We start from the raw sequence: 21,946 nt of genomic DNA on the forward strand, positions 1-21,946 counted from the left end.
TGATGTACGACGACTACGCCTCCCGGCTCCACCAGGCCCCCGAAGGCCTTGAGGGCTACATGATCAACGGCAGTGCGGGCAGTGTCGCGTCCGGTCGGATGGCTTACACCTTCGGTTTTGAGGGTCCGGCGGTGACGGTGGATACGGCGTGCTCGTCGTCGTTGGTCGCGTTGCATCTCGCGGCGCAGGCGTTGCGGCAGGGCGAGTGCTCGTTGGCGTTGGCGGGTGGGGTCACGGTGATGGCGACTCCGGGGATCTTCGTGGAGTTCAGCAGGCAGCGAGGTATGGCGCCCGACGGCCGGTGCAAGGCGTTCTCCGCTGCGGCCGACGGCGCCGGCTGGGCCGAGGGCGTCGGCATGCTTCTGCTGGAGCGGCTCTCCGACGCCCGGCGCAATGGCCATCCGGTGCTCGCCGTGCTGCGCGGTTCCGCCGTCAATCAGGACGGTGCCAGCAACGGGCTCACCGCGCCGAACGGTCCGTCGCAGCAGCGGGTGATCCGCCAGGCGCTGTCCAACGCCGGGCTGAGTGCCGCCGAGGTGGACGCGGTCGAGGCGCACGGGACCGGCACCAGGCTGGGCGACCCGATCGAGGCGCAGGCGCTGCTGGCCACCTACGGTCAGGAGCACTCGCCCGAACAGCCCGTATGGCTGGGCTCGCTGAAGTCCAACATCGGACATGCCCAGGCGGCGGCCGGAGTCGGCGGCGTCATCAAGATGGTCATGGCGATGCGCGAGGGTGTGCTGCCGCGTACGTTGCACGCCGATGAGCCGTCGCCGCACGTCGACTGGTCGTCGGGTGCGGTGTCGCTGCTCAACGAGGAACGTTCGTGGCCCGAGGCGGATCGTCCGCGCCGTGCTGCCGTCTCCTCGTTCGGGATCAGCGGTACCAACGCGCACGTCATCCTCGAACAGCCCGAGCCCGAAGGGGAGACGGCCACCGACGACATCGTTGAGCCGGTCGGTCCGGTCGCCTGGCCGCTTTCCGCCCGCACTCCGGCGGCCTTGCGGGAGCAGGCCGAACGGCTGCTGGCCCAGGTCGAGGAAGCGGAGCAGTCACCGATCACCGACATCGCCGCCGTACTCGCCGCGAACCGGGCTTCCTTCGACCACAGGGCCGTCGTCATCGGCGCCGACCGCGCTGATCTCGTCACGGGTCTGTCGGCCCTGGCCCATGGGGACAGCGTGCCCGGGGTCGTACGGGGCACGGCCGTGAACGCGGGTGGCACAGCGGTGCTGTTCACGGGGCAGGGGAGCCAACGCCCCGGTATGGGACGGGAGTTGTACGAGACCTACCCTGTCTTCGCGGCGGCGTTCGACGCGGTGTGCGAGCAACTGGACCCGCACCTGGGACGGTCGTTGCGCGAGACAGTGTTCTCCGCGCCGGACAGCCCGGAGTCGGAGTTGCTGGACCGTACGGTCTTCACCCAGGCGGCGATGTTCGCCGTCGAAACGGCCCTGTTCCGGCTGGCCGAGTCCTTCGGCGTCACTCCCGACTACCTGATGGGGCACTCCATCGGCGAGCTGACCGCCGCACATGTCGCCGGGGTGCTGTCACTGGCGGACGCGTGCGCGTTGGTCGCGGCGCGGGGCCGGCTGATGCAGAGCGCCCCCGAGGGCGGCGCGATGGTCGCCGTCGCGGCGGCCGAGGACGAAGTGCTGCCCCACCTGGAGGAGTTCGCGGACCTGGTGAGTCTGGCCGCGGTCAACGGACCGCACGCCGTGGTCGTCTCCGGCGACGCCGGGGCGGCGTCCACCGTCGCGGACCGGTTCCGGGAGCTGGGGGTCAAGACCAAGCGGCTACGGGTCAGCCATGCCTTCCACTCCCCGCACATGGACGGAGTACTGGAGGAGTTCCGACGCGTGGCGGAGACGCTGGAGTTCCACGCGCCGGTCATTCCGGTGATCTCGAACGTGACCGGGCAGGTGGCCACCGCCGAGGAGCTGATGTCGCCCGACTACTGGACCCGCCACATCCGCGCGGGCGTGCGGTTCCACGACGGCGTACGGGCGCTGCGTGAGCGATCCGTCACCACGTTCCTCGAACTCGGCCCCGACCCGGTGCTCACCGCCATGGTCCACAACGCGCTGGGCGACACCGCCGAAGACCTGACGGTCGCCGCGGTCCTGCGGGCGGGCCGTCCTGAAGGGATGACGCTGACCACCGCGCTCGCCGCCGCGTACACGGGCGGAGCAGCTGTCACCTGGCCCGTTGTCGGTGGCGTGCGTCCCGAGACCTTCGCCCTGCTCCCGACCTACGCGTTCCAGCGCACCCGTTACTGGCTCGACGCCCCGGCCCCCGTGGCCGACGCCCTGTCCGCCGGGCAGGACGTCGCCGGTCACCCCCTGCTGGGGGCGGTCGTCGAAATGGCCGACGAGGGCGGTGTCCTGCTCACCGGCCGGCTCGGCATCACGGCCCAGCCCTGGCTCGCCGACCATGTCGTCGCGGGCAGTGTGCTGATGCCCGGCGCCGCGCTGCTCGACCTGGCGCTGCGGGCCGGCGACAGCGTGGGCCGTGACCGGGTGGACGAACTTACCCTGCACACCCCGTTGGTACTGCCCGAGCGCGGCGCGCTGCGGCTGCAGGTGGCGGTGAAGGCGGACGACGGCACCGGCCGCCGCCCCTTCACCGTGCACACCCGGCCGGAGGGCGGCGAACCGGGCGACGAGACGCCGTGGACCCGGCACGCGAGCGGTCTGCTGGCGTCCCGCGAGCCGGGCGCGCCGGACCCGGCGGACGATCTTCTGGTCTGGCCGCCGGCCGGCGCGGACCCCGTGGACATCGGCGAGCTGGACGAGCGGCTCACCGGGGCGGGGCTTGAGTACGGCCCCGCCTTCCAGGGGCTGCGGGCCGCCTGGCGGCAGGGACAGGTGATCTACGCCGACGTGAGCATGCCGGAGGAGACCGCCGCCGAGGCCGGCGCGTACCTCATCCACCCGGCGTTGCTCGACAGCGCGATGCGTCCCATCGCGCTCCTCAGCGCCGAGGACCGGCCCACGCTCCCGTTCTCCTGGAGCGGAGTCACCCTGTACGCGAGCGGGGCGGCGGCGGCCCGGGTTCGCATCACGCCCACCGGCGACAGTACGTACCGTCTCCGGATCACCGACGCGGGTGGCGGACTCGTCGCGGACGTCGACGAGTTGACAGTTCGTGAGCTGCCCGACGAACAGCTCCGCGCGGCCCGGCTCGCGATCTCCGGGGGTGGGCTCCACCGGGTCGACTGGACCGAGCCGCCCGCCGGTGTACCGGTCCAGCCCGATGGGCAGCTCTGGGCGGTGATCGGCGCGTCATTGTCGACGTACGAGCGGTACTGGCCCCGGTACACCGACCTCGCCGACCTGACCTCGGGCCTTGTCGCCGGGCACGCGGTGCCCGACATCCTGGCGATCGACACGGCCCAGCTGCCGGACGTCGCGCACACTACGAATCAGGGGGTGAGTCAGGGAAGCGACCCGCTCGCCGAGGTGCGCAGCGCCACCGGCGGTGTGCTGAGGCTGCTGCAAGGCTGGCTCGGTGACACGGCGTTGGCCGACACGCACCTGGTCGTCCTCACCCACGGCGGCGCCGCCGTGCTCCCGGACGACGTACCCCACCTCGCGGCCTCCGCCGTGCGGGGGCTGGTGCGCAGCGCCCAGGCGGAGCACCCGGGCCGGATCACGCTGGTCGATCTCGACGGCGAGGAGACGTCCGGGCGTTCCCTGTACGCCGCGGTGGCGCTCGGCGAGCCCGAGGTCGCCCTCCGGGAGGGCACCGCGTATGTGCCCAGGCTGGAGACCGTGCCCCGGGACATCGGCCCAACGGCCGCCGCTCCGTCGCTCGACCCGGCCGGCACCGTCCTTGTCACGGGTGCCACCGGACTGCTGGGCGCGCTCGTCGCCCGGCACCTGGTCGCCGAGCACGGTGCACGGCGTCTGCTGCTGACCAGCCGCCGTGGGCCCGACGCACCCGGAGCGGGCGCGCTGACCGCCGAACTGGCGGCGGCGGGGGCCGAAGTGACGCTGCTGGCCTGCGACGCGGCGGACCCCGACGCGCTCGCCGCACTGCTCGCGACCGTGCCCGCCGACCGTCCGCTGACAGCCGTCGTGCATGTCGCGGGCGCACTTGACGACGGCGTCGTCACCCGGCTCGGCCCCGAACAGTTCGACACGGTGCTGCGTCCGAAGGCCGATGCCGCGTGGCATCTGCACGAACTCACCCGGGACCTGGATCTGTCGGCCTTCGTGCTCTTCTCCTCCGTCGCGGCCACCGTCGGCGCCCCCGGACAGGCCAACTACGCGGCGGCGAACGCCTTCCTCGACGCACTCGCACAGCGAAGGAGTGCCGAGGGACTGCCGGCCGTATCGCTCGGCTGGGGCCTGTGGGGCGAGAACAGCGGCATGACCGGCGCCCTGCGGGACGCCGACCGTGCCCGCTTCGCCCGCTCGGGCATCGCGCCGATGGCCACCGCGGACGCCCTGGCGCTGCTCGACGCCGCACTCGGCGCCGGAGAGCCGGCCCTCGTACCGGTCCGGCTGGACACCGCCGCGCTCCGGGCCCGGGCGGCCGACGGATCGCTGCCGCCGCTGCTGCGCGCGCTGGTGCGCACCCCGGTCCGTACGACCGTCTCCGGGGCCCTGGGACTGTCCGGGAACGCCGCGGAGACGCTGGCGGACCGGCTCGCCGGGCTCGCGGCCGACGCACGGGAGGAGGTACTGCTCGACCTGGTCAGGACCGCCGTGGCAGGCGTGCTCGGCCACCCGGACGCCCGGGCCGTCGAGGTCCACCGGGGCCTCCAGGACATGGGGTTCGACTCCCTGACCGCTGTCGAGCTGCGCAACCGTCTGGGCGGGGAGGTCGGCCTGCGGCTGCCGACGACGCTCGCCTTCGACTATCCGACGGCTGCCGCGCTCGCCGCGTACCTCGGGGAGCGGCTGGCGCCGAAGGACGACCGGCCCGTCGCCGGGGCCATGGCCTCGGAACTCGACCGGCTGGCGGCGGTGCTCGCGGCCGGGGCCACCGGGCCCGAGCAGCACGCGGAGGTCGGGGCACGGCTCACGGAACTGCTGCGGACATGGCGGGACGCGGGACGCGGCGACGGCTACGGCGACCCGGAGGACGATCTGGAATCGGCCACCGACGAGGAGCTCTTCGACGCTCTGGACGACGAATTGGGCATGTCGCCGGTGGAGTGAGACCTGTGCGGGTGCAGCCCGCACAGCAGCACAAGGAGAAGGGCCCCACGGTGACGGTGGGGCCCTTCTCGGGTTTTCCGGGTCCGAGTCCGGATTCGGACTCGGACCCGGGTATCGCGCTAGCGGGACAGTTCGGCGGTGAGTTCGGTGAGGAGCAGCCGGGCGAGATCCGCCGGCGTGGGGTGGTCGAAGACCGCGGTGACCGGAAGGTCGAGCCCGGTCACCGTGCTCAGCTCGTTGCGCAGCTGCAGCGCGGTGAAGGAGGAGAACCCCATGTCGAGGAAGCGTTCGCCGACACCGACGGCCTCGTCCGCCGCCAGCGCGAGGATGGTCGCGGTCCGGTCGCGGACCAGGTGCAGCAGAAGCCCCTCGTGATCGGCGACGGGCGTTTCTGCCAGGTGCCGTCGCAGCGCCGACGGGTCGAGGCCCGGGGCGGACAGCGACGGGCCCTGCGTGTCGGCGCCCCCGCCCGTACCGGCCGGGCGGCCGGTGACGAACGGCTCGGCCTCGGGCAGCCGCCGCAGCAGCGCCGCCTGGCCGGCCGCCGTGAGACGCCGGGCGACCGGCGCCCAGTCCGCGTCCACGGCGATGAGCGCCGGAGCGTCATGGGCGGCCGTCCGGCCGAGTGCGCCCGTGACGAGCGGCAGGTCGAGCGGGCGGGCACCCGTCGTCTCCGGCGACGCGGGGGTGTCGTCCCCGCCCGTCCACGGACCGATGGTGACGGAGCTGCCGGGCAGGCCGTCGGCGCGACGTCGTTGGACGAGGGCGTCGAAGAAGGCCGCCGCGGCGGCGTCGACGGCGCGGCCCGCCGCCCCGGGTCCCGTGGGCGCGGGGGACAGCAGGAACAGTGTGGCGACGGTGCCGTCCTGGGCGGGCCGCCCGGAGAGTTCGTGGAGTACGAGGGCCGCCGCGCCGTCCTCGTCGAGAACACGGGCGGTCGCCACCGGGTCGATCGAGTCCACCGGAACGGGAGCCCGGCTGCTCGTCCCCCTGGCGTGGACGATCGCGGTGAGCGGCCGGTCCGGCGGCAGCCCTGCCACGAGCGCGGTCAGCGCGCCGAGATCGTGGACGTCGTGCTCGGCCACCGTCACATCCACGCCCAGGGCGAGCAGTTCGGCCTCCGCCTGGGTCGCGGCGACGAGATCCGCGCTCGGCGCACAGAGCAGGACGAGGTGCTGGGCACCGCCGCGTGCCAGACTGCGTGCCGCCTCCAGGGCAAGGGTCCCGGCCGCGCCGGTGCCGAGGGTGACCAGCACGGTGCCGGTCGCCTGCCGGGGGCCCGGGTCGGGGGCCGGGGCGAGGGCCGTGTGCAGCAGCCGCCGTGCGTGCCTGCCGGACGAACGGACCGCGACCTGGTTCTCGCCGTCGTTCCCGGTGAGCGCGGCGGCGAACCTGTCGGCGCAGCGTGCGTCGAGGGCACGCGGCACCCCGGGGCCCGGCAGGTCGATCAAACCGCCCCAGCGCAGGGGGTGTTCCTCCGCGACGGCTTGGCCCAGTCCCCACAGCCGGGCCTGCGCCGGATCGGCGCCCGGGTCGGAACCGTCCACGCACACGGCGCCCCTGGTCACGATCCACAGCTTCGCCGAGGGGGCCGCTTCTCCTGTCGCCCGCAGGAGCGCGAGGGTGGGGCCGATGTCGGGCAGCAGCGACAGTACGGCGTCGAAGCCGCCCTCCCCGAGGGTCTCGACGACCTCGGCCCCGCCGCCCTCGACGACCGAGGCCTTGGCACCGGCCCGTTCCAGGGCCGCGGCGGCCCAGGCGGCGGTGTCCGTCTGCCCGGGCGCGCCGACCACCAGCCAACTGCCGGTCAGTGCGGGTGCCCCGGAGTCCGGCAGCGGTTCCCAGCCGGTGCGGTACCACCAGCGTGTGCTGCGCCGCCAGGCGGACAGCCTGGGCAGCACGGCCCGCAGCGCGGGGCTCGCGTCGGCGTCCAGCGCGAGCGTTTCCGTCAGGGTGTCGAGGTCGGCTTCCGCGATCGCTTCCCAGAAGGCGTCCTCGGCCGTTCCCCCCGCAGGGCGGGCGCCATTGCCCGGGGTCGAGGGGGAGTCCAGCCAGTGGCGGCGCCGTTGGAACGGGTAGGTGGGCAGTTCGACATGGCCGGCGGGCGCGCCGTCGAGTACGGACTCCCAGTCGACGGCCGTGCCGGCCGTGTGCAGGTGGGCGACGGCGGTCAGCAGGACCTCGGGTTCCGTCCGGTCGCGCCGCAGCGCGGGGACGAACACACCCGGCGTCGTGGCGGATCCGTCGGCCGCCGCGCTCTGCGCGAGCGGGGTGAGCACGGCGTCGGGTCCGAGTTCCAGGTGGACGCCGACGCCCTCCGCGGCCAGGGTCCTTACGCCGTCCAGGAAGCGGACCGTACCCCGCACGTGCCGTACCCAGTAGTCGGGGTCGGTCAGTTCGCCGGGCCCGGCCAGCGAGCCGCTGAGGTTGGAGACGACGGGAAGGTCCGGCTCGCGGTAGGAGACCGAGGCGGCGACCCGCCGGAAGTCCTCCAGCATCGGGTCCATCAACGGTGAGTGGAAGGCGTGACTGACTTGGAGCCGCTTGGTCTTGCGGCCCTGCTTGCGCAGCAGCCCGGTGAGCCGCCGCAGTGCGTCGGCGTCCCCGGACAGCACGGTCGCGGTGGGCCCGTTCACCGCCGCGACATCGATCTCCCCGTCGTGCTTCTCCAGCAGGGGCAGCAGTTCGTCCTCCGGCGCCTGCACGGCGAGCATGGTTCCGCCCGGCGGGAGTTCGCGCATGAGCCGGCCACGGGCCGCGACGAGGGCGGCGGCGTCGGGGAGGGAGAAGACCCCGGCGACGTGGGCGGCGGCGATCTCGCCGATGGAGTGCCCGATGAGGTGGCTCGGGCGGATCCCCCATCCGTCCACCACGAGCCGGTACAGGGCGACTTCCAGCGCGAAGAGAGCGGGCTGGGTCCAGGCGGTGTCGTGCAGCAGCTCCGCTTCGGGGGTGCCGGGAGCGGCGAACATGATGTCGCGCAGCGGGCGTTCCAGATGTGGATCGAGGGCGGCGAACGTCTCGTCGAGGGCACGGGCGAAGCGCGGCACCCCCTCGTAGAGCCCGCGGCCCATGCCGGGCCGCTGCGAGCCCTGGCCGGTGAAGAGGATCGCGGGGCGGGCCGCGTCGGCGGGCCCCGCGGTGCCCCGTACGACGCCCGCGGCGTTCTCGCCGGAGGCGAGTGCCGCCAGTCCGGCCCGGAGCGCGTCCAGGTCCTGGCCGACGACAACGGCGCGGTGGTCGAAGGCGGTTCGCGTCGTGGCCAGCGCCCGGGCGACGGCGGCCGGGTGCGCCGGCTCGACACCGTCCTCGCGTTCGCCGGTACGTTCCAGCAGCCGGGCCGCCTGTGCGCGCACCGCCTCCGGGGACCGGCCCGACAGCAGCCAGGGCAGCGTGCCCGGCGGCCCGGCGGGCAGAGCGGCGGGCGGTTCGGGGGCCTGCTCCAGGATGACGTGCGCGTTGGTGCCGCTGATCCCGAACGACGAGACCCCGGCCCGGCGAGGCCGGTCACCGTCGCGTTCCCACGGCCGGGCCTCGGCCAGCAGCACCACGTTCCCGGCCGACCAGTCGACGTGCGGCGACGGATCGGCGGCGTAGAGGCTGCGTGGCAGCACACCGTGGCGCATGGCCATCACCGTCTTGATCACACCGCCCACACCGGCGGCGGCCTGCGCGTGCCCGATGTTCGACTTGAGCGAGCCGAGCCACAACGGCCGGTCGGCCGGGCGGTCCTGGCCGTAGGTGGCGATGAGCGCCTGCGCCTCGATCGGGTCACCGAGCGTGGTGCCCGTACCGTGTCCCTCGACGGCGTCGATCCGGTCGGCGGTGAGCCCGCTGTCCGCGAGAGCCTGCCGGATGACACGTTCCTGGGAGGGGCCGTTGGGCGCGGTGAGCCCGTTGCTGGCACCGTCCTGGTTGACGGCGGTGCCGCGTACGACGGCCAGCACCGGGTGGCCCAGCCGCTGGGCGTCCGAGAGCCGCTCGACGAGCAGCATGCCCGCGCCCTCGCTCCAGCCCGCGCCGTCCGCCTCGGCGGAGAACGCCTTGCAGCGCCCGTCCGGTGACATGCCCCGCTGTCGGCTGAACTCGACGAAGATGCCCGGCGTGGACATCACGCAGACCCCGCCCGCCAGGGCCAGCGAGCACTCGCCCGCGCGCAGCGCGCCCACCGCCAGGTGCAGCGCGGTCAGCGAGGACGAGCAGGCGGTGTCGACGGAGACGGCGGGGCCTTCGAGACCGAGGGTGTACGAGATACGGCCGGAGGCCACGCTGCCCGCGCTGCCGCTGCCGAGGTAGCCCTCGTAGCCGTCGGGGGCGGGGTTCAGCCGGGACGCGTAGTCGTCGTACATGATGCCGGCGTAGACGCCCGTCGCGGTCGAGCGCAGCGCGGCCGGGGTGAGCCCGGCGCTCTCGATGGCCTCCCAGGCCGTTTCCAGGAGCAGCCGCTGCTGCGGATCGGTGGCCGCCGCCTCGCGCGGGCTGAGGCCGAAGAAGGTGCTGTCGAAGTCGGCGGCGTCGTAGAGGAATCCACCCTGTCGTGTGTACGACTTGCCGACCGCGTCGGGGTCGGGGTCGTAGAGCTCCGTGACGTCCCAGCCGCGGTCGGTGGGGAACGGGCCGACCGCGTCGACTCCGCCCGCGACGAGCTTCCACAGCTCCTCGGGAGTGTCGGCACCGCCGGGGAAGCGGCAGGCCATACCGATGATGGCGATCGGTTCCCGGCGCCGGTTCTCGGCCTCGCCCAGCCGTCGGCGGGTCTCGTGCAGATCGACCGTCACCCGCTTCAGATAGTCGACGAGCTTGGCCTCGTTCGCGGCGTGGTCGGTGTGCGCGGCGGCCGCCTCGTTCGCGGTGCTCGCGGGGTGCGTGACGTTCTGGGCGTTCCGGTTCACAGGTGGTGTCAACTCCTTGGCTATGGCCGCTCGGGCTGATCAGGGGCGGCCCGAGAGGAGCCCGCCGAGGAGCCCGGTCACCGTCCCGCTGTTCTCCCTGGTGAAGAAATGTCCGCCGTTGATCACATGCACCCGGCAACCGGCGCTGGTGTGCCGGTCCCAGTCGGCCGCCCGCTCGACGCTGAGCAGTGGGTCGCTGGAACCGGTGAGGACATGGATGGGGCACGGTAGGCGCTCCCCGGTCCGGGGTCGGTGGCTGTCGGCGAGCACCAGGTCGTCGCGGAGCAGAGCGGCGGCCTTGGCGACCCAGTCGGGGTAGCGCAGGACGAGCTCCGGCACGCCGCCGACGCTGATCATCCAGTGGATCAGCTCGTCGTCGGGCACGTCGTGGAACGGCAGGGGCGGCCGGGGAGCATGCGGCGCGGCGACGGCCCCGACGATCAACTGCTCGGGCGGGCGCAGCCCGAGAGCGTGACGGTGCGCGGCCAGGGCGTGCGCGATCAGGCCGCCCATGCTGTGCCCGTAGAAGGAGTGCGGCAGGTCCAGCAGCGCGCCGAGCCGGTCGTTGAGATCGGCGACGAGCGGGTCCAGCTCGCGGAAGCGGGGTTCACGGGCCCGGTGTTCCCGGCCGGGCAACTGCACCGGCACCACTGCCACGTCGGGCGGCAGCGCCTGCTGCCAGGTGGCGAAGGACGAGCCCGCGCCGCCCGCGTGGTGGAAGCACAGCAGCCGGATCCGGGCCGCGGCCGGATCCGGCTGTCCCGGCATCAGATAGGCGGTGCCGTGGGGGGCGTACGCGGTGGGACCGGTCATGTCTCCGTCACCGCGACCAGATCGTAGATGTCCCTGAGCGTGGTGGCCTCCAGCACGTCAGGCATGGAGACGCTGCGGCCGGTCTCCCGCTCAAGGGCGGTGAGCAGGGTCAGCAGGTGCAGGGAGTCCCACCCGGGGACGCTGTCGAGGCCCTCGCCGATCTGCTCGGCGGTCACCGGCAGGCCGATCTCGTGCTGGATGAGCAGAACGAAGTCGTCGATGGTCTTCACTGCCGGTTCCCTTCGGTGGTGACGGTGCCAGAAGGCCCGAAGGCCCCGACGGCCCCGGTGAGGCGGAGATGCGCGGGCGGGGCGGCGATGTCGGCGAGGTCGTGCCGGAAGGTGAGCGTGCCGGCGCCGTCCGTGCCGTCCGCGCTGTCAGGGGGATGCGCCGTGAAGCCGTTGCGCGGATAGAAGTCCTTGACCTTGCCGTTCTTCGGGGACGGGCGGTAGCGGCCGAGGACCTCCCGCGCACCCTGCTCGCGGGCGTGCTCCAACACCGCGGACAGGCAGGCCTGTTCGATGCCCCGGGAGAACACCCGGCAGCTGAGCAGAAAGTTGTCGATGTGCCAGACCTGTCCCTCGCCGCGGACGAACACCACCCCGACGATGCCGTGTTCGCCGAACCGGTCGGAGGAACGGATCGTCAGCACCACCGATTCGGCGGAGTCGGCACGTTGCTCCACCTCCGACTGCTGCAACCGCTCGGTGGTCAGGTTGAACTGATTGGTGCGCAAGGTGATCTGGGACACCCGGCCCAGGTCGCCCCGGGCCGCCGGGGCCAGTTCCACCCGGACGTCCAGCTCCCGCAGATAGTCGTCGAGGGAGGTGAAGCTGTCCAGGAAGTCCTTGCGGACCAGCTCGTCCCGGTAGCGCCCGGGGCGCAGCCGGTCGTCGGCCGTGATGTCGAGGACGTCGAACCACCCGTCCGCCAGCAGCCGTCCGGCGTGCAGCGCGGGATCCCCGTCGAGGTGCAGGACGGTGACTTCGGGCAGCTCGTGGCGGACCAGGCCGCACTCGTACGGGCTGTCGTCGGCGAAGACGAAGCTGTCGATGCCGAGATTGAGATCCTCGGCGAGGGCCCGCAGATTCTCGTGCTTGGGCGCCCAGTTGGCGACGACCCGGACGAAGTCGTCCTCGCGCAGCGTCATGTCGGGGTGCTCGCGCAGCACTTGGAGGACCGGCTCGATGTCGTTCTTGCTGACGGCGGCGAGCACGACGCCCTGTGAGGCGAGTTGCTTGGCGGTCCGCTGGAACGCGCCGAACGCCTCGCCCCGGTAGCTCCCGGCGACCTCGATGCCGTCGATGCCGTCGTCGCCCAGGATGCCGCCCCACACGGTCTCGTCCAGGTCGAGCACCAGGCACTTCTTGGACCGCCCCGACAACCCCCGGGCCAGATGGGCGACTTCGCGGGCGTAGCGGGCGGTGAGCCCGGGTGAGAACCGGGTCTTGGTGTACGCGGCCAGCCGCGCGTCGCGCAGCGGCACCCCGTCCCCGTCCCCGACCAGCGGTTCGAGGTCCAGGACGACGACCGAGGGGTGGTCGTCGACGAGCCGCAGCAGCCGGGCGTTCGCTTCCCGCCACAGGGCCCCGAGCCGGGCACGGGACCGGTGGCCGGTGAGTTCGGCCGCCCGCTCGCGGGGCAGCGGCATGGTGTTGAGCACCAGGGTGCCCTTGCCCGCCGACGCGAAGGTCGTGGCGATCCCGGCGAGCAGCCGGAGTTTGTCGGCCAGCACCCGCTCGACGTCCGCCGGTTCCCACGGCACGGGCACCTCGTCGAAGACGACATCGGCGTCGAGCAGACACACCACCAGGTCGGACCCGCTCGCGTACAGCTCGCTGCCGAGGTCGGAGAGGTCGAAGACGTAGCTGTCGAAGTCACCGACCTGGGGCCGCAACAGCAGCCCGTGGCGGGCGAGTTCGGCGGTCAGCGGGGCGACGAGCCCGGAGACGGTGCTGTGGCCGGTGACGGTCACCGACACGACGGGGGTCTCCGGGTGGGTGCGCAGCACCTCGTCGGGGTCGACGCGGGACAGCAACTGCCCGGCACGCCGCAGCTCGTCGTCCCCGAGCCCGGCCAGCAGTCGGCGCAGCCGGGGATACTCGGCCGCGACCCGCCCCCGGCCGTACAGTTCGAAGACGTCCCGCGCCTCGACGGACGCCGGTTCCGTGGACGTCGTTCCGTTGGTCGGGCACATCTCCGTCAGAGCCTTTCCAGCGCGTATCCGGAACCGATCCACTTGCTCGACTCGATCGCGATGCCGACGGCCCGGTCGCCCGGCCCCATCTCGGCCAGCGCGCGGGCGAGTTGGAGATACGGCAGTCCGTTGCCGGTATTGCCGGTCTCGGCCACGCAGCTGATCTCGCGCGCGGGGCTGTCGCCCAGCCGCTTCATGATCGTCTCGGTCATCCTGCCCGACAGCTGCGGCGGCATCAGATGGGTGAGGTCGCCGGGCTCCCAGCCGAGGTCGTCCAGGAGCTCTTCGAGCACATCGGCCGCCATCGCCGGCACGTACTTCTCGATGGCCTTGTAGTCCTCGACCGCGAACGGCCGGTCGCGCGCGTCGTTCGGACCGAACCACTCCAGCGCCTGCCCGGGGGCGCGGCCCAGCCCGGTGAACCGGCTGAAGACCGACCTCAGCACGGCGCTGCCGGGCGTCGGGTCGGTGCTGAGCACCACGGCGCCCGCGCCGTCGCCGAAGAGCACCATGTTCACCAGCTCACCGGGCGGCAGGGAGTTGAGGTCGGTCTTGGCGTCGAAGAAGCGGGCACACAGGTCGCCACCGATGACCAGCGCCGTCTGATGGCCGCTCGCGAGAAGCAGCCGGCCCAGCTCGATGGCCTGCACCGCGCCCGAACAGCCGGACTGTATCTGGAAGGTGGGGATGTTGTTGATGCCCAGCCGGTCCGCGATCGTGTTGGCGGTGGTCGGCATGAGCTGGTCGGGGGTGGCGGTGTTGAGCACGATGACGTCGATGTCGATCGGCTGCAGCCCGGCCCGGTCGAGCGCCTGACGCGCGGCGGTCTCGCCGAGATCGGCCAGCGAGTAGTGGACCTGCCCGGTGCCGAGGTCGACCGCGAGATGCCGTGTACGCGTGCCGACGAACGCGTCGATCCACTGCTCCCAGATCGTGCCCATCCCGAAGTGACGTGCCAGCGTGGCGTTGTCCACCGGGAGGTCAGGGAGCGCGGTGCCGGCCGAGAGTATGTGGATGTCTGCGACGTCCATCCTGTCGCCTCTCCTGTTTCTTGGGTTCACTGAATGGGCTGGGGAGTGGGCGGGGCGGGCGGCGGCGCGAACATGGCGAACAGCGACTCGACGGTCCACCGCATCGTTTCCTCGACATGCGCGGGCGAGGCGTGGACGTCGTCGAACTCGTTGACGGTCAGGGCGCGTACGTGTTTGCGCAGCATCTCGGTGTCGCCCGCCGGGATGATCTCGTCCCGGAGGCTCGCCGTGTAGGCGACCGGAATGTCCAGGCCGGCCAACTGCGCTTCGGTCAGCGCCCATTCACGCAGCACGCCGTGGAGTTCGGCGGCCGGCGTCGCGGTCAGCCGGGCCAGCGTGTCGACCGTGATCGTGGGCAACTGCCGCTGCCACGCGGCGTCCGTGAAGAACTCCGTGACGGGGGCGCCGGTCGTCACGATGCCCCGGATCCGCGGATCCTCGCAGGCGCAGCGCAGCGCGAGATGCCCGCTGAAGCTGTTCGCCACGGCGTACGTCCGGGTGACGTCCGCCCGCTCGGCGACCGCGTCGAGCACGGCCGACAGCATCCGCCAACTCCCGGCGTCGTAGGGCAGCGTGTTCTCGCCCACGCCCGGCAGTTCGGCGACGAGCATCGCCATTCCGAGGGCCTCGGCCTGGAGCAGGATCGGCGCCCACTGCTCCTTGAGACTGACGATGCCGCCCATGACCAGTACCAGCGGCTTGGGATCGGTGGCCGACAGACCGGCCGCCCAGCAGCGGAACCGGCCCTCGGCGAGTTCGACGTCCACCGGTTCGATGGCGGGGTGGTCCTGCCGCCACCGGTCGAAGACCCTGAGGCAGTTGTCGTACGCGGCCTGCCGGGTGACCCCGTCGACGAAGGGGAAACGGGCCATGCCGTAGCAGAGGTAGGACTGTTGGAGTTCGGAGCGGGTGATCTCCAACTCCCTTGCCGCCGCCGACCAGGCGCCGGACCAGGAGCCCTTCCCGCCGTCCTGGTCGGTGTGGATGTACGCGAGAATGGCCTCGTAGAGTTCCGGCGGAAGGTTCTGCGCCTTCGCGTGCACCATCGCGAACTGCTTGAGTTCCGCTACATCGTTCATCGTTCCTCGCTCCCTACGAGATCCTCGGTGGCGTCCGTCCGCTCCGCCCCGTCGTCCGCCCCGTCCTCCGGCGTGGACCCGAAGCCCTCAAGCCCGGCCTTGACCTCGGCGAGCACATCGGCCGCCTCCGCGCCGTCGATCACCCGGTGGTCGAAGGAGAGGCTCAGCCGCATGACGGGAGCGACGGTGACAACGCCGTCCCGGACCACGGGCCGGTCGGTGATCCGGCCCAGGCCCAGCGTGATCGTGGTGCCGCCCACGGAGTGGAAGCCGTCCACCGGACGGTGGCCGAGCGAGGTCACCGAGAAGGTCCCCAGCCGCTCGGCCCGCGCGGACAGCGGCCCCACGGTGTGCCGGAAGGCCCGGCGGCCCAGCCACCGGGGCAGCTTGTGCAGGGTTCTCACGCCCGCGAACTCGGGCATCTCGTCCGGCACCCCGTCGCGGTAGTGGTCCACCTGCCGCTGGATCTCCTCCAGACCGGCCCGTTCCAGCGAGGGGAGGACCGCGGACAGCACGACCCGCCGGCCCGACACCGTGGCGTCGAGGGTGAGTTTGCCGTTGACCGTCGGGTACTCGGCCACCCGGGGCCTGAACCGCCCGTGCAGGGCCGCGTTCGCGTGCGGATGCGTGTCGAGCACCCGGGCCGCGGTGTGCAGGACGTACGTGACGACGGAGTACCGGCGCCCCTCCTGCCGCTCCCGAGCCCGGTGCGCCCGCACGTGGGCCATGTCCACCTCGGTGTCCAGGAAGACGGGGGCGAACGCCCGGATCCCCTCCAGGAAGTAGAGGGTGTGCAGGCGTTCCCGGGCCGGCCGCGCCGCAGCTGTGTACCGACTGCTCACAGAGGGATTCCTCTCGGGCTCTCGACGGGGCGAGCGGGCCTGGCCCGACCCGGGCCTGCCCGACCGATGGGTGCAAGCAGAGTCTGCGGAGACCGGCTAAAGCGGGTCTAAGAAGGTGCTTACGGCCACTGGGTCCGGAACGGCCCGTCCCCCGCGCCGGGCCTCCTCAGCCGGTGCGGGAGGACGTCCGGCCGTTCCAGGTGGGGACCTTGATGCCAGTTCAGGGCCGGACGACTCCGGTGAAAGAGCTGGCTGAACCTGTCGAGACAGCAGGCCGGGGCCCCGGCCACATGGCCCCTCCACCAGGTGCCGACAGCCGACGGGGCCGTTCGCGCACCGGGCCTGCTCCGGCGGAACGGAGGGCACGTGCCGGACACGGACTCAGAGGGGGCGGACCTCCGCAGGTTCCGTCGTCCGGTCACAGACGCCCGCAGAACCGACCGGGACGGTGCGGAGCGGGTGACGATGCTCCCCGAGGCTCTCGACCCGTGACACGGGGAGCGGCTCACCGGACTGCCCGGGGAATCGGCGCCGACGGCGACTTCGACGCCACCGAGCGGGGAGTTGTACCTCTAGAACGGCGTCGCCGCGTGCGGCAGGAGCAGCAGGAGTAACAGGGGCAGCCGAGTTCGCCGAGTCCACCGAGAACGTCGCGGACAGGGCCGCACCCGCCGCGGCGCTCCGGAGCGCCGGGCCCACGGTGGTGAACAGTGGCGGTCAGGTGCGTGCCGGAGGCGGCGGCGCCGGCAGCGCGGCGGGGGAGCGGGCGCGGCGCCGCGAGCCCGCGGGCGTCGGCCCGACCCGCGGCAGGCCGCACCTTCCAGGATCCGCTGCCCGCCCATCCACGACCGCTCCCGACCCGTGCCGAGCGGCACGGGTCGGGAATCGGGAGCGTCGGCCGCGCTTCGCCCCCGTGAACTGCCGCGCTTCGGCACGGACTTGGGCGTCCTCAACGGCGCCGACCGCACTACCGCCGTGTTCCGCACCCCGGGCAGAACGCCGCGCCGTCCGGTACGACGGCGGAGCAGGACGCGCACGGGGTGGACTGGGCGAGGTGGTAGCCGCAACCGGAGCAGAAGGCGGCGCCGTGGGTCTCGGTCCGGCACTGTGGGCACACCAACTGTCGTGGTGTGGTGGGGTCGTAGTTCTGTCCGGCCTGCTGGCCCGCGCTGTACGCGCGCTGGGACGCCATGTCGTTGAGACCGCGTTGCTGGGCCGCCATGGCCTCGGCTGCGGTGTCGGGCGCGCAGCGCAGACACAGGCCCTGCGCCGCGTTCCAGCAGCGTCCGCAGACGTAGTCGGTGCAGCGCGCGCAGCGGTTGAAGTGCCCCTGGGCGTTGTCGATCGCCTGCTGGAAGGCGTGGTCGCGGGCCTGTCCCCAGCCGGCTCCCGCGAGCCCGTCGGCCGCGGACGACATTCCCCGGCCCGCGCTGCCCAGCAGGCTCCAGGCCACATCGACGCCCTTGCCGAGCCAGGTGGCGGCCCGCTCACCGACGTAGGCCTCGAACGGTGAACGCCAGGTGTCGTAGCAGCGGGCGCACGAGAACTCGAACTGGAAACCGGCCCCCGTCCCGTTGCGCACGCACAGGTCACGGTAGTTGTTGCTGAAGTAGATCTCACCGCTCACGTGGTCCCCCCACAGTTCAGGCCATCGGCACACTGCCCTAGGACGCGAGCGGCAGAGTACTGGTTCTCGCCAAATTCCCGACGATGGGGGACATCTGCCCAGTGGAAGGGCTTGCGGTACGTTCGGGTTCGGATGTGTACGTCCTCCTGAGAGAGGCGGGAGATGGCCGAATCCCGGACCCGGCGAAAATGGCTGGCGCTCGCGGTCTTCGCGGTCGTCGTCTACGTCCTCGTACGCGCGGCCGACACTCCGCAGGCGGCGACTCCGCACCCTTCGACCGGGGCGACGGAACCGGCCCCGTCGAGGAGCTCGGCCAGTCCTTCACCCCGGGTCACCACCTCGTCCTACGACCCCGCCAGCTACGCGCCCCAAGTCCGCACCCGGGCCCAACAGGCCGGGGTGAGCGCCCAGTTGGTGATGGCGATCCTCTACAACGAGGCGTACAAGCCGCACGACGCGGCCTTCGAGCGGGCCTGGCAGCGGTACAAGCCGGACGCGGCCTTCGGTATCGCCGACATGCACCGCGCCACCTTCGACGAGGTCAAGCGGGGCAGGGACTTCGCCGACCGCAGCTGGGACGAACTCCCCGACGACCGCGACCTCGCCGTCGAGGCCGAGGCCTGGTACCTGCACGACCTGGCAGCGCACCTGCCCGCGGCCCGGCACACCTCCCTCAGTGAGGACGACCTCCTCGCCCTCGGCTACAACACCGGCGCGGGCAACATGCTCGCCTTCGCCCGTGGCACGGCACCGGGCAGCCAGGCGCAGTCGTACCTGGACCGCTTGCACGCCAACTGGGCCAAGGCAGGCAAAGCCGTCGCGGGCTGAGGCGGGCTGAGGCGGGCGAGAGGGGCGAGAGGCCGCGCGACCGAACAGGGCCTCGCCCGCTCCGAGTTGGGACCGCGGAAGGGGGAGCCCAGAGGCGCAAGTGACGACAGTTGCTATATTGCGCAATCATCCGGCCCGAGGGGTGGGCCCTGACGTGCGGGTCGACCCGTCGACGCCGCCCGTCGGGGCGGCGGTCCGTGCCGGTGCCGAGGACAGCGTAGGGAGTGGTGGATGAGCGACCCCCGGGGCGAGAGGTCCGGCCGTGCGGCCACGCGGGATCGCTCCGGCATGCCACGCCCGCGCAGAGCGGACCAAGGGTCCGCCCATCGGCCACCGGCCGGCAGGGCCGCCGCGCGGCAGGCGGCGAGGGGCGGCGGCCATCGCTCGCGCCGCCGGGCCAAACCGGTGGCCCGCCGCCGAAGGGTCGCCCGCATAGCCCTGATCACGGTCTCGGCGCTGATCCTCGTCACGGCCGGAGTCGGCACCTGGCTCTGGCAGCACCTGAACGGCAACATCAACAGCGTCGCGCTCGACGACGGCGCGGGCGGCAAGGAGAAGGCCGACGCCTTCGGCCGTACGCCGATCAACCTCCTGGTGATCGGTTCGGACGGCCGGAACAACGCGGCCGACTGCAAACTGGGCGGCGGCTGCGGCTCCGGGAGTTCGACCGTCGGCCACAACGCGGACGTGGAGATGGTGGTGCACGTCTCCGCCGATCGCTCCAACGCCACCGTGATGAGCGTGCCGCGCGACACCATGACCCAGGTGCCCGCCTGCAAGGACCCGGACAGCAGTCAGGCGACGGCCGGTTACTACGGCCAGATCAACAGCGCGCTGCAGTACGGCCCGGCGTGCCAGGTGAAGACCGTGCACCAGCTCACCGGCATCACGATCGACCACTTCGTGATGCTCGACTTCGCCGGCGTGGTGAAGATGTCCGACGCGGTCGGCGGTGTCTCGGTCTGCGTCAGCGACAACGTCTACGACACCTACTCCCACCTGAAGCTCGCCAAGGGCACCCACACCCTCAAGGGCACCGCGGCGCTGGAGTTCGTCCGTTCCCGGCACGGCTTCGGCGACGGCAGCGACCTCGGCCGTACCGTCTCCCAGCACCTCTTCCTCAGCGCGATGATCCGCAAGTTCAAGAGTGCGGGCACGCTGGCCAATCCCGCCAAGGTGTACTCCCTGGCCGACGCCGCCACCAAGGCCCTGACCGTCGACACCGGACTGGGCAGCGTGAGCAAACTCGTGGACCTGGCGACCGACCTGGACAAGGTCCCGTCGAAGCGGATGACCTTCACCACCATGCAGACCGGGGCCGACCCGGCCAACGCCGACCGGGTCGTCCCGGCGGCCGGTGCCAAGTCGCTGTTCGCGACCATCGCCAACGACCAGTCACTGAGTTCGGGCAGCGGCAAGAAGAAAGCATCCTCCTCGCCCTCCACCACCGCGCCGGCCGCGGTGCCGGCCGCCGAGGTCGCCGTAAAGGTGGAGAACGGCACCACCATCGGCGGACGTGCCTCCGTGATCGCCAACGCCCTCATCACCAAGGGCTTCAGCCCCGGTACCAGCACCGGCAACGCACCCGAACAGGCGGCGACCACCCGACTCACCTACGGCCCCGGCGAGAAGGCCGAGGCACAGACGGTGGCCTCCGCCCTGGGCCTGTCCGCCTCGCATCTCACCCAGAGCAGCGCGAGCGGACTGACTCTCGTCGTCGGCGCCGACTGGCCCACCGGTACGACGCTCTCGGGCGGTTCCTCGTCCGCCGCCCCCGCCGACACCCACGCGGCCGTCTCCAACGCCAACGCCTCGACCGCCGACGAGTCCAAGACCTGCGCCAAGGTCAGCCCGTACAAGACCGTGTCCCTGAACGGTGTGCCGATGACACCGGCCCAGGCCTACGCGGCGGCGAGCAGCAGGAAGGACTCGGCGTCGTAGCCGACGAAGACCGTCGTGAAAATCCCGGCGGAGGTCTTCCCCACGTCCGTATGATCCTGCCGCGATGAAGAGACGTGTGCAGTTCACCGAGCAGGTCGCGCGGTTCCGCGACTACATGCCGGCCTCGGACCGGGAGAAGTTCGAGCGCCTCGTCGACCGGATCGTGGCCGATCCCGAGGGCGACGGCAGTCACCTCGCCTTCACGACCGACACCGTGACGCGTTCGGCCTGGGAGGACCGCGTGATGGTCCACTTCGTCGTGACGAGTTTCTTCGTGGTCGTCATCGAGCTGGACATCTACGACGCGAAGCGCGGCTTCAACGAGGTGTAGCCCTCGCAGTGTGCGCAGCGCGCCATATTTGTGAATTGCATGACAGTGCAAGAAACTTGCATCTACTTGCGCAATTCATTCTTCACTTCGTCGGAATCTAGCGGGGTCGATGCATGCTCTGTACGGTCGGGGCGCCGGTTCCCCCCACTCCGTGAAGGAGCATCAGATGCTGACGGGCCTCAGACCCCGGCGACTGGCGGTGGCCGTCGTCGCCACAGTCGGCGCGTTGTGCGTATCCGCCTTACCGGCCGCCGCCACCCAGCAGTCGCCGCCGACCGAGGTGGCAGCGCACCCGGCGACAGCAAGTCCAAGGACGGGCGCGACAACCCCGTTCGAGGTCTACGAAGCCGAGGCCGGAACCCTCACCGCCGGCGCGGTCGTCCGCTCGCTGACCTCGGCCCCGACCACGCAGTACTCCAGTGCCGCCCTCGAAGCCTCCGGCCATTCCTATGTCCACCTGGACGGCACCGGCCAGTCGGTGCAGTGGACGAACACCACCGGCCGGCCGATCTCCTTCCTCGACGTCCGCGCCGGCATTCCGGATTCGGCGTCCGGCGGTGGAATCGCCGCGACCCCGAACCTGTACGTCAACGGCGTGTTCCGGCAGGCGCTGAACCTCAACTCGCTGCAGAGCTGGGTGTACGAGGGCAAGGGGAACTGCAACGCGAGCGACAACCGGAACCCGGCCGACGGCGACCCGAGGGTCTTCTGGGACGAGTCGCACACCTTCGTCACCGGGGCGCCGATCCCGGCCGGCACCGCGGGCGCAGTCGGCGAACTCGATCTCGATCACGAGTTGCGGTGCTGTGGCGGACGACAGTCCCACCAACGGCGCGGCCGACAGCCGGACCGCCATTTACCGGCGACTGGCAGACCTGGTCCACCGTGACCGCCCGGGTGACGCTGCCCGCCGGCCGACGGGTTCTGACGATTGATCAGGACACCGGCGGTTGGAACGTCAACTACCTTGCCTTCGCCGCGAGTTCAGACACCCACAGCACCAACGCCACTGCCTCCACCACCCTGAAGTCGTCGGCCGCCTGACCCCTTGCCCCACCCTCCCCACGTGCCGCCGGACCCTACGTCCAGCGACACCTGCATATGGGCGGCCCGCCTGAGATCTTGCGGGCCGTGTTTTTATTTGTTGCAGAGGTCTGTCTAGTTATTGCGTGATCATGTCTATGACATTACGGTCCC

General features: G+C 71.9%; 14 protein-coding genes. 6 read left to right on the forward strand and 8 right to left on the reverse strand.

All coding sequences use genetic code 11. The features are described 5' to 3' along the window. Positions 1-5,168 (forward strand): SDR family NAD(P)-dependent oxidoreductase (locus ACWDEW_RS41345; RefSeq protein ID WP_450520362.1); only part of this gene is annotated, 5,168 nt, incomplete at its 5' end. Between the two features lie 119 nt (positions 5,169-5,287). Here the strand turns inward: ACWDEW_RS41345 and ACWDEW_RS41350 are convergent. The 8 genes from ACWDEW_RS41350 to ACWDEW_RS41385 all read right to left on the reverse strand — a co-directional run bounded on the left by ACWDEW_RS41350 (position 5,288) and on the right by ACWDEW_RS41385 (position 17,649). Next, positions 5,288-9,955 carry a type I polyketide synthase gene (locus ACWDEW_RS41350; protein ID WP_450520476.1) on the reverse strand — a complete coding sequence of 1,556 codons (4,668 nt, stop codon included), beginning with the start codon at positions 9,953-9,955 and terminating at the stop codon, positions 5,288-5,290. Between the two features lie 144 nt (positions 9,956-10,099). After that, the gene (locus tag ACWDEW_RS41355) at positions 10,100-10,873 is read right to left on the reverse strand and encodes a thioesterase II family protein (RefSeq protein ID WP_450520364.1); all 774 of its coding nucleotides are present in this window, start codon (positions 10,871-10,873) and stop codon (positions 10,100-10,102) included. Further along, on the reverse strand, positions 10,870-11,103 hold the full coding sequence (locus ACWDEW_RS41360) for a phosphopantetheine-binding protein (protein WP_450520366.1): 234 nt from the start codon (positions 11,101-11,103) through the stop codon (positions 10,870-10,872). Before ACWDEW_RS41360 ends, ACWDEW_RS41355 begins: the two co-directional genes overlap by 4 nt. Beyond that, on the reverse strand, positions 11,100-13,070 hold the full coding sequence (locus tag ACWDEW_RS41365) for an HAD-IIIC family phosphatase (RefSeq protein ID WP_450520368.1): 1,971 nt from the start codon (positions 13,068-13,070) through the stop codon (positions 11,100-11,102). The genes ACWDEW_RS41360 and ACWDEW_RS41365 overlap by 4 nt, the downstream gene beginning before the upstream one ends. 5 nt (positions 13,071-13,075) lie before the next feature. Beyond that, entirely contained in the window at positions 13,076-14,101 is a 1,026-nt protein-coding gene (locus ACWDEW_RS41370) for a 3-oxoacyl-ACP synthase III family protein (RefSeq protein ID WP_450520370.1), read from the reverse strand. Between the two features lie 26 nt (positions 14,102-14,127). Further along, a complete protein-coding gene (locus tag ACWDEW_RS41375; RefSeq protein WP_450520372.1) occupies positions 14,128-15,180 on the reverse strand; it encodes an alpha/beta hydrolase in 1,053 nt (350 codons plus the stop codon). Continuing rightward, positions 15,177-16,022, reverse strand: a complete 846-nt coding sequence (locus ACWDEW_RS41380; RefSeq protein ID WP_450520374.1) for a 2-oxo acid dehydrogenase subunit E2 — start codon at positions 16,020-16,022, stop codon at positions 15,177-15,179. The genes ACWDEW_RS41375 and ACWDEW_RS41380 overlap by 4 nt, the downstream gene beginning before the upstream one ends. Positions 16,023-16,989: 967 nt before the next feature. After that, complete coding sequence (locus ACWDEW_RS41385) at positions 16,990-17,649, reverse strand: double zinc ribbon domain-containing protein (protein WP_450520376.1); 660 nt, start codon at positions 17,647-17,649, stop codon at positions 16,990-16,992. A gap of 162 nt (positions 17,650-17,811) precedes the next feature. On the opposite strand from ACWDEW_RS41385, the gene ACWDEW_RS41390 reads away from it, so the two are divergent. The 5 genes from ACWDEW_RS41390 (at position 17,812) to ACWDEW_RS41410 (ending at position 21,793) form a co-directional block, all read left to right on the forward strand. Beyond that, entirely contained in the window at positions 17,812-18,477 is a 666-nt protein-coding gene (locus tag ACWDEW_RS41390; protein WP_450520378.1) for a lytic transglycosylase domain-containing protein, read from the forward strand. A gap of 231 nt (positions 18,478-18,708) precedes the next feature. Beyond that, on the forward strand, positions 18,709-20,418 hold the full coding sequence (locus ACWDEW_RS41395) for an LCP family protein (RefSeq protein WP_450520380.1): 1,710 nt from the start codon (positions 18,709-18,711) through the stop codon (positions 20,416-20,418). Positions 20,419-20,482: 64 nt separating this feature from the next. Then, positions 20,483-20,749: a hypothetical protein gene (locus tag ACWDEW_RS41400; protein WP_450520382.1), complete on the forward strand. Its 267-nt coding sequence runs from the start codon at positions 20,483-20,485 to the stop codon at positions 20,747-20,749. A gap of 166 nt (positions 20,750-20,915) precedes the next feature. Continuing rightward, positions 20,916-21,638 carry a hypothetical protein gene (locus ACWDEW_RS41405; protein WP_450520384.1) on the forward strand — a complete coding sequence of 241 codons (723 nt, stop codon included), beginning with the start codon at positions 20,916-20,918 and terminating at the stop codon, positions 21,636-21,638. 8 nt (positions 21,639-21,646) lie between these two features. Further along, positions 21,647-21,793: a hypothetical protein gene (locus ACWDEW_RS41410; protein ID WP_450520385.1), complete on the forward strand. Its 147-nt coding sequence runs from the start codon at positions 21,647-21,649 to the stop codon at positions 21,791-21,793. Positions 21,794-21,946: the final 153 nt, after the last annotated feature.

Source organism: Streptomyces sp. NPDC001100 (assembly GCF_053598575.1).

Bases quoted from the DNA above. Each gene is read 5' to 3' on its own strand.
- ACWDEW_RS41375 (WP_450520372.1), bottom strand. From the start codon at position 15,180: ATGAACGATGTAGCGGAACTCAAGCAGTTCGCGATGGTGCACGCGAAG.
- ACWDEW_RS41405 (WP_450520384.1), top strand. From the start codon at position 20,916: ATGCTGACGGGCCTCAGACCCCGGCGACTGGCGGTGGCCGTCGTCGCC.
- ACWDEW_RS41390 (WP_450520378.1), top strand. From the start codon at position 17,812: ATGGCCGAATCCCGGACCCGGCGAAAATGGCTGGCGCTCGCGGTCTTC.
- ACWDEW_RS41355 (WP_450520364.1), bottom strand. From the start codon at position 10,873: ATGACCGGTCCCACCGCGTACGCCCCCCACGGCACCGCCTATCTGATG.
- ACWDEW_RS41370 (WP_450520370.1), bottom strand. From the start codon at position 14,101: ATGGACGTCGCAGACATCCACATACTCTCGGCCGGCACCGCGCTCCCT.
- ACWDEW_RS41365 (WP_450520368.1), bottom strand. From the start codon at position 13,070: ATGTGCCCGACCAACGGAACGACGTCCACGGAACCGGCGTCCGTCGAG.
- ACWDEW_RS41395 (WP_450520380.1), top strand. From the start codon at position 18,709: ATGAGCGACCCCCGGGGCGAGAGGTCCGGCCGTGCGGCCACGCGGGAT.
- ACWDEW_RS41400 (WP_450520382.1), top strand. From the start codon at position 20,483: ATGAAGAGACGTGTGCAGTTCACCGAGCAGGTCGCGCGGTTCCGCGAC.